The sequence below is a fragment of the Nonomuraea mesophila genome, from assembly GCF_004352805.1.
Lineage (GTDB): Bacteria > Actinomycetota > Actinomycetes > Streptosporangiales > Streptosporangiaceae > Nonomuraea > Nonomuraea longispora.
In genome coordinates, this window is the sequence record NZ_SMLD01000055.1 from 35,844 (window position 1) to 51,845 (window position 16,002).

Consider the following 16,002-nt stretch of genomic DNA (forward strand, 5'->3'; position numbering starts at 1 on the left):
CGGGTGGCCGCCGCGAGCCTTCGGCCCGCCGGCCGGGCAGGTCTCCGGCACGCCTTGCCGCCTGGCGTGGCGATGACGGTCCGCCCAGGGCGGGCTCTTGACGATCATCGTCGTCGGCCCCACAATGTGGGAAATCGATTTCACCTGCGGAGGTGGCGGCGGATGAGGCTTGGCTCACGCGCCTGGGCACCGGTGGGGAGCGCCCTGCTCCTGCTGGTGGCGCTCGGTGGGACGGCGCCCCTGCCGGCGCAGGCGGGCACCGCGGGCACAGCGGGCACGGCCAGGTCGCCCGCGGTCGTGGTCGGCAAGCTGACCGGCCCCGGCTCCCTCAGCGACACCCCCGGCAGGTGGCAGGTGAAGGCCACCGACCTAGGCATCATGTGGGACAACGGCCGCGGGGAGGTGCTCGCCGCCTTCGGCGACACGTTCGGCGCCGACTGGGAGCCCCCGGGCGCCAACGGCGGCGACTGGCGCAGCCAGGTGCTGCTGCGCAGCACCGACCGTGACCTGTCCGACGGCATGACGTTCTCCGGCGCGGCCACCGACCGCCAGGGGCACGCCAAGGAGCTCATCCCGAGCAAGAAGGTCGACGGCGACGAGATCACCGTCATCCCCACCGCCGGCGTGTCCGTGGGGTCGCGCCAGCACCTCGCCTACATGTCCGTACGCCACTGGGGACCTCCCGGGCAGTGGGACACCAACCACGCCGGGATCGCCTTCTCCGACGACAACGGGCAGACCTGGACGACCGAGGGCGGACCCCGGTGGGACAACCCCGGCGGCACCGATCCTTTCCAGATGGCCGCGCTCGTCCGCAGGGACGGGTTCGTCTACCTGTACGGCACGCCGAACGGCCGCGCGGGAGCGGTGCACCTCGCCCGCGTGCCCGAGGACCAGGTGCTGTCCAAGGACGCCTACCGGTACTGGACGGGCACCGCCTGGCAGAGCGGGCCCGATACGGCCGCCGCGCCGGTCGTCCCCGCCCCCGCCGGCGAGTTGTCGGTCAGCTACAACGACTTCACCGGCAGGTGGCTGATGACCTACCTGCAGGGCAGCGACATCGTGCTGCGGTCCGCGCCCGACCCCACGGGCCCGTGGAGCGCGCCCGCGGTCGTCGCCAGTTCGGCCGACTACCCCGGCCTGTACGGCGGCTTCATGCACCCGTGGTCGTCGGGGCCCGACCTGTACCTGGCGCTGTCGCAGTGGACGCCGTACAACGTCTACCTGACCAGGATCACGCTCAGCCCCGACGCCGGCATCACCAACCCCAACCTGGTCAGGGACCCCGGCTTCGAACGGCAGAGCGCGGGGTCGCCGGCCGCGCCGTGGGCCTGCCACGGCAACTGCGGCATCGACCAGGCCACCTGGGGCTTCACCGGCGACCGCAACGGGTTCGCCCGCCACAACAGCGGCTGGCACGACCTGCACCAGGTGGTCGAGGTCGAGCCGGACACCACCTACACCCTCGCCGGCTGGTTGCGGACGTCGCCGAACAACGACAACGGCTTCCTCGGCGTACGGGTGCCGGGAGGATCGCCGGTCAAGGAGGTCAACTTCCGGGCGGTGAGCGCGTGGACCCCGTTCACCGTCACCTTCGACAGCGGCTCGCGCACCTCGGTCGAGGTGTTCGCCGGCATCTGGACCGACAACGGCGACATGTGGCTGCAGGCCGACGAGTTCTCGCTGGTGGCCTCCTGACCCTCCTCAGCGGAAGGCGGGGACGGTCGGCGCGCGGCCCATGAGGACGGCGCCCGCGGCGTCGTACATCGCCGGGCTGAGGAAGGCGTGCTCCTGCGGCACCAGCGCGTCGCCGAGCAGGGCCTGCAGGGGGTGGTCGTGGTAGATCGCGGCGGTGCCGGACAGCGAGACCACCTTGTGCACCACCTCCGACGCCGTCCTCGCGAGGTGGGCGGCTGACAGCCGCATGTGGGCGTTGTGCCGGTCGCCGACCAGGCGGCCGGCGGCCAGTTCCCGCCAGGCCTCGTCGGCGGCCTCGTAGAAGTAGGCGCGGGCGGAGCGCAGCGCCGCCTCGGCCTCGGCGATCCCGGCACGGTAGTAGGCCCGGTCGGCCAGGCCCGGGGCTCCGGTGATGCTCGCCCGGCCGGCGCCCTCCTGCTCGGCGAAGTCGAGGGCGGCCCTGGCCACACCGGCGGAGACGACGGAGAGCGACTGGGCGGCGTAGGTGATCGCGGGATAGCGGTAGAGCGGCTCGTCGATCACCGGCTCGCCGCCGCGGATGAACGTCCACTCCCTGCCGATCTCGACGTCCTCGGCGACCAGGTCGAACGAGCCGGTGCCCCGCATGCCGACGACGTCCCAGTCGCGTACGATCTCCAGGCGCTCGGGACGGACCAGCGCGCCGCGCGGCCTGCCCGAGGTCGAGTCGTCGCCGGGGATGCCGACGCACACGATGTCGGCGGCCATGCAGCCGCTGGCGAACTTCCACCGGCCGTTGACGAGGAAGCCGCGCTCGGTCGGTGTGGCCTGCTGGACGGGGAACAACGCGCCGGCGAAGACGACGTCGGGGCCGTCGGAGTAGATCTCGGCCTGGGTCTCCAGCGGCAGCGAGCCCAGGTAGACGAGCTGCGAGCCGAAGCTCGCCACCCATCCGGTGGAGCCGTCGACGGCCGAGATGCGTTCGATCTTCCTGAGGAACTCGGCGGGCGGCAGCGTCTCGCCGCCGAAGCGCTCGGGTGTCGAGGCGCGGTAGAGGCCGAGCCGTTTGAGCCGGGCGACGAAGTCTCTGGGGACGTAGCACTGCTCGCGGAACTCCTGGCGGCGCTCGGCCAGTTCCGCGAGCATCTCGTCGAAGGCGTCGCCACCCGCCGCATCCCCCTGGGTCTTCCCCATCACCGCTCCTCGTGAGGTCCGGGACCCTGAACACCCTACGGCGGCGCGGGTGGATAGCGTGTGCGCCGGCGACCTGGTGGTTGACAGGGTGGCCGGCGCAGCGAAAGATACGGTCATCCGTACAATTTGTGGAGGGCGCATGAAGCTCATGGCCGCCGTGGTGCTGCTCCTGGGGGTCCTGGTCTCCCCGGCGCGGGCCGCCGACACGATCGAGGCCCACTACGCGGCAGCCGGGCCATGGGACGTGGCCACCGCCGACCTCGGCGCCGACTACCGCATCCACTACCCGGCCGACCTGGGCGAAGGGGGCGTCAAACATCCCATCGTCACCTGGGGCAACGGCACGAACGCCGTGCCCGGCCAGTATCCGGGCGTGCTCGACCAGCTCGCCTCCTGGGGGTTCGTGGTGATCGCCACGACGGACACGACGACGGGCACCGGCGAGGAGATGATCGACGCCGCGGAATGGCTGGTGGCCAGGAACGGCGACTCCTCCAGCGTGTTCCACGGCAAGCTCGACATCGGCAAGGTCGGCGCCGTCGGCCACTCGCAGGGCGCGGGCGGCTCCGTCAACACGGCCACCAGGTCGGGCGGCCTGATCTCGTCGGTCGTGCCGATCGCGCTGCCCGCCCCGATCTGGGTCGACCCGGAGGACGCCTTCCACGTGGACCGGCTGGACTGCCCCGTGCTGTTCCTCAGCGGCACCCAGGACGGCCTCATCTCCCCGCACTCGGCGATCCGCGCCTACTACCAGGCCGTCCCCGGCGCCGCCGCCAAGGCCATGCTCAAGGGCGCCGGGCACAACACGATCCAGGGCGACGGCGGCGGCTTCCTCGGCTACCTGACCGCCTGGCTGATGTACACCCTCCAGGGCGACACCTACGCCCGCGGCGCCTTCGCCGGCTCCGCCCCCGAGATCGGCACCAACGCCTCCTGGAACAACGCCGCCCAGAAGAACCTCCCCTAGCCTCGGCGGATCGCGAAGGCCGCGGCGGCGTTGCCGGTCAGCGCCGCCCGCGCCACCTCGCCGAGCCCCGCGGCCTCCAGCCGCGGCACGAACCGGTCCAGCAGGTACGTCAGGCCGGGCCCGCCGCCGAGGCTCGGCCAGTAGGACCGGCGGGCGAGGTCCATGCCGAACAGCAACCGGTGCCCGAGCCCCTTCTCCGCGAGGGCCTCGACCAGCGCCACGACGTCGCTGTCCGGCCCGTACTTGATCCGTCCCGGCCGGTCGAAGGCGAGGTACGCGCCCCGCTCCGCCAGCGAGACGAGATAGCCGGGATCGGGGTTGTGGTCGATGTGCCCGAGCACCACCCGGTCGACGTCGAGCGCGTCCAGCAGTTCGTGCCCCATCGTGCCCTTGTCGCAGTGGGTGACGACCGGGGCGCCGGTGCGCCGCGCGGCCTGGGCGACGGCGCTGATCAGCCGGCCGTGCGGCAGCCGGTGGTAGCCGGCGGCGAGCTTGATGGCGCCGGCCCGCGCGGGCGAGCGCCGCACGATGGGCCCGACCAGGCCGAGCTCGTCCATGCCCTCCTCGATCTCGGAGACCAGCAGGCCGGCGATCTCGTCGGCGTCGTAGTGGTGCAGCCAGTGCGCGTCGCTGTAGTACGTGCTCTTGTGGAAGCCGGTCACGGCCACCACGTGCAGGCCGGTGCGCTCGGAGAGTGCCCGCATCAGCCGGGGGCCGCGGCCGAAGCCCAGCGGGGTCATCTCCACGACGGCGCCGAGCCCGTGCCGTCGCGCCGCCGTCACCTCCGCGACGGCCGCCTCCAGCGAGTCGAGCCGGTAGTCGGGCTCGTTGCGCACGGGCCAGCCGCCGGTCATGAACAGGTGTTCGTGGGCGTAGGTGACGCCGAGCTCCTCGACGTCTCCCAGCACGGTGCGGACTGTCACAGGATGGCTCCGTTCGCGCGCAGCCTGCCGCGCAGGGCGTCCACGTCGACGTCCGCCGGTTCCGCCGCGCTCTCCACCGCGAGGGCGGCGGCCGTGCCCGCGGCCTCCCCCATGGCCATGCACTGCCCCATCGAGCGGGCGGAGGCGTGCGCGTCGTGGGTGGCGGACAGGGACCGCCCCGCGACGATCAGGCCGGGCGCCGCTTCGGGCAGCAGGCAGCGGTAGGGAATGCCGTAGGTGCCGTGGTCGCGGACGTACTCCCAGCGGGTCCCGGCTCCCGCGTCGTGGTCCTCGATGGGAGCGCCGCAGCGGGCGATCGTGTCGGGATGGTCCCGCCCGGCCAGTACGTCCTCAGCGGTCAGGACATATCGGCCCTTGAGGCGTCGGGACTCCCGCACCCCGATCCGGATCGACGTGCCGAGCAGCACGGCGGAGCCGTACCCCGGGACCTTCTCCCGCAGGAAGCGCACGTACGCGTCCGCCTGCCGCCGTCCTTCGCGCTCGGCCCGCGACAACTCGATCGGGTCGGTGGGATCCAGGCCGCTCACCCGCGTGAGGTTGGTGTGCACGATGCCGTCGTGCACGGTCCTGTGCACCGACCCGTCGCGCCGGGGCAGCCCGTAGGCGTCCCCCGCCTCCTCCATGAGAGCGCGCAGCTCGGCCGCCGAGGTCGCCGACAGGTCCACGCCGCCGAGCCGGAACGTCGTGGTCATCGGCTGCAGCCGCATGCCGGGCCGCTCGACCGCGGCCCCGGCCCGCCAGGCGATCTCCGCGTCCCCCGTGGCGTCGACCAGCACCGGCGCCCTGATCGTGAACCGCCCGGCGACGGTCTCCACCTCGCCGCCCGTCCCGCAGACCCAGGCGTGCAGCAGGACGGTGACACCGGCGGTCAGCTCGTCCCACACCAGCTTGAGCGCCTCGGGCTCGTACGTGACCCCCGTCCCCGCGCCGTAGGTGTTGGGCCGCTCGAACGCCGACCCGGTGGCGAACAGCCGCTCGCACACCTCCCACCCGATGCCGCCGACCACCCTCGGCGACGTGGGCCCCGGCGCGTAGAAGCCGTAGAAGGTGTCGAGCACCGCCGCGCCCGTGCCGCCGAGGTATCCCGCGCGCTCCACCAGCAGGCAGCGGGCGCCGGACCGGGCGGCCGCCACCGCCGCGGCGCACCCCGCGCTGCCTCCTCCCGCGACGATCACGTCGCCTTCCCACAACACGTCCACCGCAGCGTTCCTCTCATCGCAGGTGCCAGCCGCCGTCGACGGGGATGACGGCGCCTGTCGTACGCCCGGCCGCGGGCGACAGCAGCCAGAGCACGGCCGCCGCGACGTCCTCGGGGGTGCAGAGCCTGGCCCCCAGCGGCATGAGCTCGGGCAGCCTGGCCTGGATGGCGCGGTCGTTCTGCGCGCGGCGGCTCATGGGGGTGGCCACCAGGCCGGCGGAGACCAGGTTGACCCGCACCCCGCGCGGCGCCGTCTCGCGCGCGGCCGACCTGATCAGCGGGATGAGCGCCCCCTTGGACGAGGCGTAGGCGACGGTGTGGAAGTCGTCGTCGAGCGTGGTGCCCAGCGCCGAGCCGATCACCACGATCGACCCGCCCTCCTCCATCACGGGAATGGCCGCGCGCAGCAGCCGGAACACCGACGTGTGGTTGACGCGGTGCACCTCGTCCCACGCCTCGTCGCCGCACGCGGTGACGCCGCCGTCGCCCAGCGCCCTGCCGGACATGCCGACCGCGTGCACGACCCCGGTGATCTTCCCGTACGCCGACGCCCGGACGATGGCCTGCTCGGCCCCGCCCGGCCGGGTGATGTCCAGGCCGTTGTCGAGGTCGGCGCCGAAGACCTCGCCGCCGGCCGCCCGCACCGCCTCCACGCAGGCCCGGCCGATGCCGCCGGCGGCCCCCGCCACCACGACGGTCATAGGCCCGGCTTCCTCAGCACCTCGCCTGCCCGGCGCGCGTGCTCCAGGTAGGCGGCCTCGAACAGTTCGTCGGAGCGCTGACGGCCGACGAGCTTGGCGCTGGAGATCACCGGCGGCACCAGGCCGTCCGCCGCGAGCAGCTCCGCCGTACGGACCTTGATCTCGTTGACCACCGCGACCACCGCCAGCGTGCTGCCCGGCCCGACCGGCTCGGCCAGCCCCTCGACCCGGCACAGCGCGTCGCCCACGGGCGTGCGCAGGTCGATCACCACGTCGGCGTGGTCGGCCAGCCGGGTGCCGCTCGGATGGCCCGGCTCGACCGCGTACGTCTCCCGCGACGACGTCACCGCGACGACGGGCACGCCCGCCTTGCGCAGCCCCATGGCCATCTCGATCGGGACGGCGTTGAGGCCGCTGACGCTGAACACGATCGCCGCGTCCGTCGGCCGCAACTCGTAGTTGGCCAGGATCTGCTCGGCCAGCCCCTCGACCCGCTCGATGAACATCGCCTGCCGCATCCCGTTCGCCCCCGCGACCTGGGTGTAGAACGTCGTCGACAACTCCACGACGGGGTGGAAACCGGGGTAGGAGCCGTACCGGGGGAACAACTCCTCCACGCCCATGCGCGAGTGCCCGGTGCCGAACGTGTGCACCACTCCCCCGCCGCCGATCACCCGCGCCGCGATGCCGGCGGCGGCGGCGATCGGTGCCTCCTGCGTACGCTCGATCTCCCCGAGCAGCTCCATCGCCTGCCTGATCCACTTCACTGCGGCTCACCTCCATAGAGCGCCGCGCCGATCGCCCCGGCCCACGGGCCGAGCGCGGCGGGCAGCACCGTCACCTCACCGATGAGCGGACGCCTCCGCTCGAACGTGTCGCGCATGGCGCTCAGCATGAGGTCGAGCGCCCCGGCCACGCCGCCTCCGACGACGATCGTCGCCGTCCCGAGCAGCGCCGCCGCGTCCCCCAGCGCCACGCCCAGTGCCCGGCCGGCCCGGCTCATCGCCGCCGCGGCCTCCCGGTCGCCCGCCCGTGCCGCCGCCGCGACGGCGGCCGCGGTGGCGTAGCCGTCGAGCCCCCGCACGATCGCCGGGCCCGAGGCGTACGTCTCGACGCAGCCCCGGTTGCCGCAGCAGCACGTCGGCCCCGAGGGGTCGGCCGTGATGTGGCCGACCTCGCCCAGGTTGTCGCGGGGGCCCGCCAGGATCTCGCCGCCCAGCGCCACCGCGCCGCCGACGCCCGTCCCGAGCACCGCGAACAGCACGTCGGACCTGCCGCGGGCGGCGCCCGTGCGGAGCTCGGCCAGGGCGAAGGCGCGGGCGTCGTTGACCACGGCGACCGGCAGCCCGGTGCCGGCGCTCAGCTGCGGCCCGACGGGGAAACCCGTCCAGTCTCCCGGCGGGTTGGGCACGAACCGGGCGATCCCGGCGGCCCGGTCCACGTGGCCGGGCAGGCCGATCCCGATGCTCGTCACGCCCTCGCGTACGAGCCCGCGCGCCAGCGCCACCACCGCGCCCGGCCCCGGCGGCGTCGGCGCGGAGCCCGAGCCGAGCAGTTCGTCGTCCGCGCCGAGCAGCGCCCACTTCACGGTGGTGCCCCCGACGTCGACCCCGAGCCGCGTCACCACGTGAGCGGTCCCGTACCGGTAACAGGGCCGGTAACAGGGCCGGTAACAGGGCCGGACGGGGTGATCAGCTCGACCGGGCCGGGGGCCGCGAGCCGCCCGTGCCCGTCCGGCTTGACGGTCAGCACCCGGCTCTCGAACGACGCGCCGCCGCCGACGTGGAGGCGGCCCGACCCGTCCGGTACGACGCCCAGCAGCCGCAGGTAGGCCAGCAGCGGCTGGGCGTGCGCGTGCAGGTTGGCCACCGGGTAGGCCTGCATGGCGACGCCGAGGTCGGCCAGGTCCCAGGTGCGGCCGGGGCGGGCCGACTCGGGCGGCAGGTAGGCGTCGGGGCCGGACAGCGTGCCCTCCCACACCTCGGGGTAGGCCGCCGCGTGGGAGGCCAGCGACATCCGCCGCCACCACGACCAGCCCAGTTCGGGGGCGTGCTCGGCGGCGGCCCAGATGAGCGTCATGTTGATCGCGTACCAGACCGCGCCGTCGCCGGCCTTGCCGCCCGGCAGGGCGGGCCAGCGTACGCGGGCGCCCAGGGGCGATCCGGCGGCGGCCGTGGCCTCGATCGTGGTCAGCAGCTCGCGGGCCCGGTCCGGAGTGGCGGCCCCGCAGAGGATCGCCCACGGCTGGACCTCCAGCCACAGGTCGTCCTCCCCGACGACCACGCCGGGTCCGTAGGCGCGGCGGAACCAGCGTCCGGTCCACTCGCCGGCCACCAGGGCGCGCAGGGTCGCGCCCAGCTCGCGCGCCTCCTTGCCGGTCGCGTGGTCGCCGAGCCGCTCGGCCAGCGCCGCGTAGCGGGGCAGCACCCAGGCCGCCATCGCCGAGTTGAGCACCGACTCGCCGCGTTCGATCATGTCCTCGGCGGGCGCGCCGCTCCTGGAGATCGCCAGGTCGTTCCAGTCAGCGTTGAGGATGCGTACGTGCCCGTGGTCGCCGCGACCGACGACGTCGGCGAAGAAGCGGAACTGCCGCCGCAGGTGCTCCCCGAGCGGCACGGGCGGCGCGTCGTGCACCGGGTGACAGGGCACGTCCGCGCCGAACGCGGCCACGTCGCCGGTCGCGGCCAGATATTCGGCCGCCAGCCACAACGCCCACAGGTTCTGGTCGGACGGCCGGAACAGGTCGGTCCACGGTGACTTGTCCGGCCCCAGCGCGTACGGCAGGTCACCGTCGGGGCCTCCCCAGGCGCAGGTGTTGCGCAGCACGGACAGGGCCAGGTCGGGCTCGGTGTACACGAGGGGCAGCGCGTGCTGGAGCGGGTCGCGCGCGGCCCCGTTGAACCCGTGCCGGAAGGAGTAGCACGACCCCTGGTCGAGGGTGTGGCCGCCGAGCACCCCGTCGGCGCAGGCGCCACCGGTCAGCAGCGCCGCGTGCCAGGGCACCTCGCGCTCGGCCTCGGGAGCCTGGCCCGCGTGTGCCCGGGGCAGCCGCGCGGCCAGACCGGCGAGGCTCTCCTCGGTGCCGCCGATCTCGTGCGTGTCCTCGCCGAGCAGGCCGTAGCGCAGCTCGACGGTCCGCTCGCCGCCCGGTTCCAGGTCGAGGTCGATCGTGAGACGTCCCGCCCGGGTGCGTTCGCCGCCGAGCAGTTCCAGTTCGAGGCCGGGGTCGGGGGCCGGGGCCGGGCCGCTGATCAGGCGGACGTCGGCCGGGCGGGAGTGCCATTCCTCGGTCAGCGGCAGGCGTACCGGCTCGTCCGTCAGGTTGCGCACGGTCAGCCGGATGAGCACCCAGGGCTGCTCGCCCTCCGGGCAGAGCACGGTGCGCTCCAGTCGGACCCGCTCGTCCGCCACCCGCACCACCGCGAACGCGGGCCCGAACAGCCGCTCGGTCGTGGACCCAGCGGTCGACAGGCCGCCGGCCGTGGCGACGCCGGTCTCGCGGGTCAGCCAGCGCAGCCCGGTGTGCTCGTCGAACAGGTCGCAGCGCCCGTAGTTGTCGGCCACCAGCGTGATGCGCCGGTTGCCCAGGTGGACGACGTGCCGCCGGGTCGGCGGGTCGAGGATCGGGTCCCACGACGCGCGCGGCCCTCCTGGTCCATCGTGTACGAGAACGCGGGCAGGCCGTGGACGAGCGTCCACTCGCCGAAGGCGGTCACTTCTTGACACCCCCGAGGGTCAGTCCGGCGACGTAGTAGCGCTGGAGGAAGAACATCAGGACGATCGGCGGCACCGCGGTGACCAGCGCGGCGGTGGTCATGAGCCGGATGTCGTAGCCGATCTCGGTCTGGAGCTGGGAGATCCCGACCGGCAGCGGCCACAGCGCCGGGTCGTTGGCGACGAGCAGCGGCCAGAGCAGGTTGTCCCACTGCGTGAGGAACTGCAGCAGGAACAGCGTCAGCAGCGCGGGCCGCAGCAGCGGGACGGCGATGGTGGCGAAGATGCGGAACTCGCCCGCGCCGTCCACCCGCGCCGCGAGCAGCAGTTCCTCGGGCAGGCCGAGGGCGAACTGCCGGACCAGGAACACGCCGAACGCGCTGATCATGCTCGGCACGATCATGCCCTGGTAGGTGTCGATCCAGCCGAGCTGGTGCACGATCACGTACACGGGCACCATCACGACGGTGGGCGAGAGCGCCAGCGTGCCGACGACCAGCACGAACAGCACCTTCCTGCCGCGGAAGCGGAGCCGGGCGAGCGCGTAGCCGCTCGCGCCGGCGAAGAGCACGTCGAGCAGGCCGATGCCGAAGGACAGGATGAGGCTGTTGCGGAAGTAGACGGGGAAGTCGCCGCCGGCGAACATCTCGGCCACGTTGGCGAACAGGCTGAACTCCGCGCCGCCGCCCTCGGGCGCCGAGGCCACGACGGCCATGACGCCGACGGGCAGCAGCATGACCGCGACCACCAGCGGGAGCAGGACCCTACTCATCGCCACCGCCGCGCAGGAAACGGAACTGCACGAGCGACAGCACGACCAGCACCGCGAGCAGCACCATGGCCATGGCCGAGGCGTAGCCCATGCGCTCGAAGCCGAAGGCGTTCGACCACATGTAGTACGGCAGCACCTCCGTGGCGCCCGCCGGCCCTCCGCCGGTCAGCAGGAACGCGGGGATGAACGCCTGCATCGACCCCACCACGGCGATGACCAGCACGAACAGCAGGGTCCTGCGCAGCAGCGGGAGGGTGATCGAGAAGAAGGCGCGTACGGGCCCCGCGCCGTCCAGCGCGGCCGCCTCGTACACGCCGGCCGGCAGTCCCTGGAGCCCCGCCGTCAGGATGATCACGAAGAGTCCGAGGTGTTTCCAGGTGACCATGATCACCAGGGCCCAGAGCGCCGTCCCGTCGTCGGTCAGCCAGGACACCGGGCCGAGCCCCGCGACGCCGAGCACCGCGTCGGCCGGGCCGCCGTCGGCGTAGATGATGCGCCAGACCACGGAGGTGGCCACCAGCGGCATCACCGCCGGGATCATCATCAGGCCGCGCAGCACGCCGTTGAGGCGCCCCGGCCGCGCCAGCGGCACGGCGATCGCCAGGGCCAGCACGATCGACGGGATGACCGAGCCCGCCGTGTAGACGAGGGTGACCTGGGCGGAGTTCCAGAAGCCCGGGTCCTCCGCCATCTTGCGGTAGTTGTCCAGGCCGGTCCACTCGGGCGTCCCGGCCAGGTCGTAGCGGGTGAAGCTGAGATAGGCCGCCGACAGGAACGGCAACAGCCAGAACACGCCGAAGTAGATCGCCGCGGGCAGCGCCAGCAGCCCGCCCGCCCGGCCTTCGGCCCGCCGCTGTCCCTGGCCCGACAGCGTGGCCGGGCGGCCGAGCCGCAGCTGGACGGCTGTCACAGCGCGAGCCGCATCGCCTGGTCGAAGTCCTGCGCCGCCTGCTCAGGGGTCTTCTTCCCGTGGGCCACGGCGTCGCCCGCGTCGGTGAGCGCCTTGGCCATCTCGGCCCACACGGGGGTCCGCGGGCCGAAGTCGGCGTCGGGGGCGGAGGCGGCCATGATCTCGATGGCCTTCTGATCGGCGCCTTCGAGCTTCTCCCAGCCCGTGATCGGGGTGAGCGAGCCCGCCTCGCGCAGCTGCTCCGCCGCCACGTCGGGCCGCTGCAGGTAGTCGATGAAGTGCCAGGCCGTGTGGGGGATCTCGCTCTTCTCGGCCACCGCCCAGCCCCAGGTGTAGGCGGGCACCACGGCCGGGCCGGCGCCGAAGCGCGGCATCGGCGCAATGTCGTAGACCTTGCCGAACTCCAGCTTCTTGTTGAGCGTCGGCAGCAGGTCCATCGCGAACAGGCCGGAGACGATCATCGCCGCCTCCCCACTGGCGAACAACCCGAACGCGGACAGCGGATTGGACAGCTTGGCGTTGCCCAGGCCCGCGTAGAAGCGCAGCGCCTCCACCCCCGCGTCGGTCGCCATCGTGGCCTTGCCGCCGTCGGGGCTGAGTATCGTGCCGCCCTTCCCCTTGACCAGGGCGAGCAGCTGCATGACCGTCCACTGCGGGTTGCCGAGGATCCACTGCAGGCCGACCTTCTTCCCGTCGGCCGAGGTCAGCCGCTTGCTGTAGTCGGCGACCTCCTCCCACGTCGTGGGCGGCCTGTCGGGGTCGAGCCCGGCCTCGGCGAACCGGTCGCGGCGGTAGTAGAGGTAGCAGAGGGTGTAGTCGGTCGGTACGCCGTACACCTGGCCCTCGTAGGTGAGCGAGTCGATCGCCGTCTTGTCGAAGCCGCTGCTGAGCGACTGATCCGCGGGCGCCAGGCGGCCCTTGCGGGCGTGGCCGGGGATGGTCCAGCCGCCGACCCTGAACACGTCGGGCGGGGAGCCGCCCGTGAAGGCCGTGAGCAGCTTGGTGTCGAGCTGGGCCACCGGGATGAACAGCGGCTTCACGCCGACCTCGCGGAACTCCCGCGTGTACTTCTCGACCAGCGGGGTGAAGACCGCGTCGTAGGCCCGCGTCTGGTGCAGCCAGACCGACAGGTCGCCGCGCGGCACACCGTCGGCGGGCGCCTGGGGCCTGTCCTCCCGGCCGCCGCACGCGGCCAGCACGGGTGTGAGTGCGGCGGCGGCGAGCAGGCTCCGCCTGGACACGCGACTCATCTCGGCCCCTGACCCATCAGGGCGTTCTTCGCGTCGTTGAGCTCGACGGAGAACACCGTGAGGTCGCCCCTGGCGTGGCGGATGGTGTATTCGAGCGGCAGCCCGCCCTCGGTGACCGTCGAGCGCGCGGTGGCCAGCAGGGCGGCGGCCATGGGCACGTGCAGCAGCCCGGCCAGGCGGTAGTCGGCGTTGACCGCGCCGATCGTCTCCTTGCCGGAGGCCGGGCTCAGGCCGTACTTCAGCCGCAGCAGGCCGTAGAGCGAGCCGGTCAGGTCCTCGTCGAGGATGCCGGGCACCAGCTCGGCGGGCAGATGCGCGCTCTCGATCATGCAGGGCTCGTCGTCGAGCAGGCGGATGCGTTCGAGGAAGACGATCCCCGCGCCGGCCTCCAGGCCGAGGGCGGGGGCGAGGTCGGCGGCGCACGGCTGCACGCGTGCCTCCAGCACCCGCGTGGTCGGCTTGCGGCCCAGCCGCGCCATCGTCTCGGTGAAGCCGGCCGGCCGTGAGCCCAGCTCGGAGGTGACGCCGGCCGGGGCGGTGTAGGTGCCGCTGCCCTGCCGGGCCACCAGCAGCCCCTCCTGCACCAGGTCGCCGATCGCCCGCCGCGCGGTGGCCCGGCTGACCCCGGCGAAGGCCATGAGGTCCTTCTCGGCCGGGATCGGGGTGTCGGGCTCGCACTCGCTGATCACCGCGCGCAGGCGCTCGCGCAGCTGGTAGTAGAGCGGCACGGCGGCGCCGGGTTCCAGAGCCAGCCGCCGCGCCCAGTCGATGTCGGTCATCCCGGTGCCTCTTGCCCACGAAGTTGTACGGACGACCGTATCTTTTCGGCCGGAAGACTTACCTGTCAATGGGCACGCTTCCAAGTTCGTTCCGGTGCCGAGGCCGTCTCCGCCGCGCTCGTCCAGCGGCCGTTCTGGCGTACGCGGACGGGGCGGGCGTGCTGCTCCAGCACCAGACCGCCTTGAGGGGTGGCGTGGACGGCGCACGTCTCGGTCCGCAGGGAACCGACCTCGACCCGCTTGCCCGTCCGCCGCGCCGCCACCAGCGCTTCGTGCTCGGTCGCGGCCCCGGCGCGCGCAGGTCCCTGGTCCTCACCGCTCCGGTAACGCGACGGGCTGGCTGGTGCGTGCGTCCACGATCTCTCCGACTCCTCCGGCTCACGACATGCCGATCTTGCGGAATATATGGTCGTGGTCACACCACGTCGTCAACCCGCCGCGGTAGATGGTTCAACCTTCCGCGGTGGGCCCGCGCCGCCGCCCGCCCTGTGACGGTGGGACGGTCAGAGGGACGGGGGAGCCGAGGCCTGCAGGCGGGCGCGGATCTCGTCCCTGACGGGCAGGGCCAGAGCGTCGCGGTGGGCCTGGTCGAGCAGCTCCCCGATGTGCACCCGCGCGCCCGACTCGGCCGAGCGCACCGCCGCCTCCACCATGGCCAGCGACCGGATGTTGCGGGCGATCGCCCCTGACGGCTCCGTACCCGTGCGCAGGGCCGCGACGAACTCCGCGAGCGCCCCTGCGATCTCCTCGTGGGTGCCGGGCGGCACGTCGGACGGCCCGTCGGACGGCCCGCCGGTGCTGGAGGTGACGCGGTGCTCGCCGTCCCAGGTGACGCTGCCCGCGGGGCCGGTGGCCCGCCACTGGCCGTTCCAGGGCGTCTCCAGCCCCTCCGCGCACCAGGAGGCGGTGTAGACGTAGCGGGTGCCGCCGTCGAACAGGAACGTCGCGGTCGCGCTGGCGTCGCCGTGATACCAGCTCCAGGCGGGGTTCCAGGTCTCGCACATGACCGAGATCGGCTCCGCGCCGAGCAGGTGACGGGCCGCGTCGAAGGGGTGGATGGCCATGTCGACGAGCAGCGGCTGCTCCATCACGTCGCGGAAGCCGCCGAAGCGCTCGCCGCGGAAGAAGCCGGTCGTGAGCAGGCCGGGCGTGCCGAGTTCGGCGATGCGCCGGCGGTATTCCTCCAGGGCGGCGTAGTAGCGGCGCGACTGGCTGACCATCAGCAGCCGGCCGGTCGCCTCGGCTGCGGCGACCTGGACGACCGCCTCGGCCAGGGTGGGCGCGGCGGGTTTCTCGCACAGGACGGGGATTCCGGCGAACAGCGCCTCGATGTTCACCTCGCTGTGGGCGGCCGGGACGGTGACGTTCACGACGGCGTCCGGCGCGGTGTCGGCGAGCAGGTCGCCGAGCGAGCCCGCGACCTTGGCGCCGTCGGCTCCGGCGGCGCGTACGGCGGCCCGCGCCCGCTCGACGTCGAGGTCGGCCACCCCGACGAGATCGACGTCCTCGGACGCGGTCAGGGTGCGCAGCCAGACCCGGCCCATCGCGCCCGCCCCGACCTGGACCACGCGCAGCGGCCGCGCCGGGCCCGCGGGGGCGCTCACTCGGTGCCCCGGTGGGCCGCGCCGAAGGCGCCCTCCTCGGAGCGGTGCAGCGCCGGCAGGTCGCGTCGCGGCGGGTCGGCGGCCGCCCACTCGGTGGCGTTGGCGATGACGTGCAGCACGTCTGGGTGGTGGTAGACGGGGTAGTCCTGGTCGCCGGGGCTGAAGTAGAAGATCTTGCCGTTGCCGCGCCGGAAGGTGCAGCCGCTGCGGAACACCTCGCCGCCGGTGAACGAGCTGATGAAGATCAGCTCGTCGGGGGCCGGGATGTCGAACTGCTCGCCGTACATCTCCTGGGCGGGGATGTCGATGGGGC

At 73.3% G+C, this 16,002-nt stretch carries 16 protein-coding genes; 2 read left to right on the forward strand and 14 right to left on the reverse strand.

Going from position 1 to position 16,002, the window contains the following annotated elements; genetic code table 11:
* Nucleotides 1-162: 162 nt before the first annotated feature.
* Nucleotides 163-1,698, forward strand: coding sequence for a glycoside hydrolase family 183 protein (locus E1295_RS21505; RefSeq protein ID WP_132632127.1), 1,536 nt, complete (start codon nt 163-165; stop codon nt 1,696-1,698).
* A 6-nt stretch (nt 1,699-1,704) separates the two neighbouring features.
* Here the strand turns inward: E1295_RS21505 and E1295_RS21510 are convergent, their stop codons facing one another.
* Complete coding sequence (locus E1295_RS21510; RefSeq protein WP_132632128.1) at nt 1,705-2,850, reverse strand: acyl-CoA dehydrogenase family protein; 1,146 nt, start codon at nt 2,848-2,850, stop codon at nt 1,705-1,707.
* 139 nt (nt 2,851-2,989) lie between these two features.
* On the opposite strand from E1295_RS21510, the gene E1295_RS48875 reads away from it, so the two are divergent.
* Nucleotides 2,990-3,817, forward strand: coding sequence for an alpha/beta hydrolase family protein (locus tag E1295_RS48875; protein WP_166427346.1), 828 nt, complete (start codon nt 2,990-2,992; stop codon nt 3,815-3,817).
* Here E1295_RS48875 and E1295_RS21520 read toward each other — a convergent pair.
* The 13 genes from E1295_RS21520 to E1295_RS21575 all read right to left on the reverse strand — a co-directional run.
* The gene (locus E1295_RS21520; RefSeq protein WP_132632129.1) at nt 3,814-4,740 is read right to left on the reverse strand and encodes a phosphotriesterase family protein; all 927 of its coding nucleotides are present in this window, start codon (nt 4,738-4,740) and stop codon (nt 3,814-3,816) included. The genes E1295_RS48875 and E1295_RS21520 overlap by 4 nt on opposite strands.
* Entirely contained in the window at nt 4,737-5,960 is a 1,224-nt protein-coding gene (locus tag E1295_RS21525) for an FAD-dependent oxidoreductase (RefSeq protein WP_132632130.1), read from the reverse strand. Before E1295_RS21525 ends, E1295_RS21520 begins: the two co-directional genes overlap by 4 nt.
* 13 nt (nt 5,961-5,973) lie before the next feature.
* A complete protein-coding gene (locus E1295_RS21530; RefSeq protein WP_132632131.1) occupies nt 5,974-6,660 on the reverse strand; it encodes an SDR family oxidoreductase in 687 nt (228 codons plus the stop codon).
* Complete coding sequence (locus tag E1295_RS21535; RefSeq protein WP_220448829.1) at nt 6,657-7,427, reverse strand: sugar isomerase domain-containing protein; 771 nt, start codon at nt 7,425-7,427, stop codon at nt 6,657-6,659. The genes E1295_RS21530 and E1295_RS21535 overlap by 4 nt, the downstream gene beginning before the upstream one ends.
* Nucleotides 7,424-8,287 carry an ROK family protein gene (locus E1295_RS48880; protein ID WP_166427347.1) on the reverse strand — a complete coding sequence of 288 codons (864 nt, stop codon included), beginning with the start codon at nt 8,285-8,287 and terminating at the stop codon, nt 7,424-7,426. The genes E1295_RS21535 and E1295_RS48880 overlap by 4 nt, the downstream gene beginning before the upstream one ends.
* Nucleotides 8,281-10,359, reverse strand: coding sequence for a GH36-type glycosyl hydrolase domain-containing protein (locus E1295_RS21545; RefSeq protein WP_132632133.1), 2,079 nt, complete (start codon nt 10,357-10,359; stop codon nt 8,281-8,283). Before E1295_RS21545 ends, E1295_RS48880 begins: the two co-directional genes overlap by 7 nt.
* 13 nt (nt 10,360-10,372) lie before the next feature.
* A complete protein-coding gene (locus tag E1295_RS21550) occupies nt 10,373-11,146 on the reverse strand; it encodes a carbohydrate ABC transporter permease (protein ID WP_132632134.1) in 774 nt (257 codons plus the stop codon).
* Complete coding sequence (locus E1295_RS21555; RefSeq protein ID WP_132632135.1) at nt 11,139-12,056, reverse strand: carbohydrate ABC transporter permease; 918 nt, start codon at nt 12,054-12,056, stop codon at nt 11,139-11,141. Before E1295_RS21555 ends, E1295_RS21550 begins: the two co-directional genes overlap by 8 nt.
* Nucleotides 12,053-13,297, reverse strand: a complete 1,245-nt coding sequence (locus tag E1295_RS21560) for an ABC transporter substrate-binding protein (RefSeq protein ID WP_166427348.1) — start codon at nt 13,295-13,297, stop codon at nt 12,053-12,055. Before E1295_RS21560 ends, E1295_RS21555 begins: the two co-directional genes overlap by 4 nt.
* A gap of 5 nt (nt 13,298-13,302) precedes the next feature.
* The gene (locus E1295_RS21565; protein ID WP_132632137.1) at nt 13,303-14,085 is read right to left on the reverse strand and encodes a GntR family transcriptional regulator; all 783 of its coding nucleotides are present in this window, start codon (nt 14,083-14,085) and stop codon (nt 13,303-13,305) included.
* Nucleotides 14,086-14,150: 65 nt separating this feature from the next.
* Complete coding sequence (locus tag E1295_RS48885) at nt 14,151-14,348, reverse strand: hypothetical protein (RefSeq protein ID WP_166427349.1); 198 nt, start codon at nt 14,346-14,348, stop codon at nt 14,151-14,153.
* A 240-nt stretch (nt 14,349-14,588) separates the two neighbouring features.
* Complete coding sequence (locus E1295_RS21570) at nt 14,589-15,689, reverse strand: Gfo/Idh/MocA family protein (RefSeq protein WP_220448830.1); 1,101 nt, start codon at nt 15,687-15,689, stop codon at nt 14,589-14,591.
* Nucleotides 15,686-16,002 (reverse strand): ThuA domain-containing protein (locus E1295_RS21575; protein WP_342775903.1); only part of this gene is annotated, 317 nt, incomplete at its 5' end. The genes E1295_RS21570 and E1295_RS21575, both read right to left, overlap by 4 nt.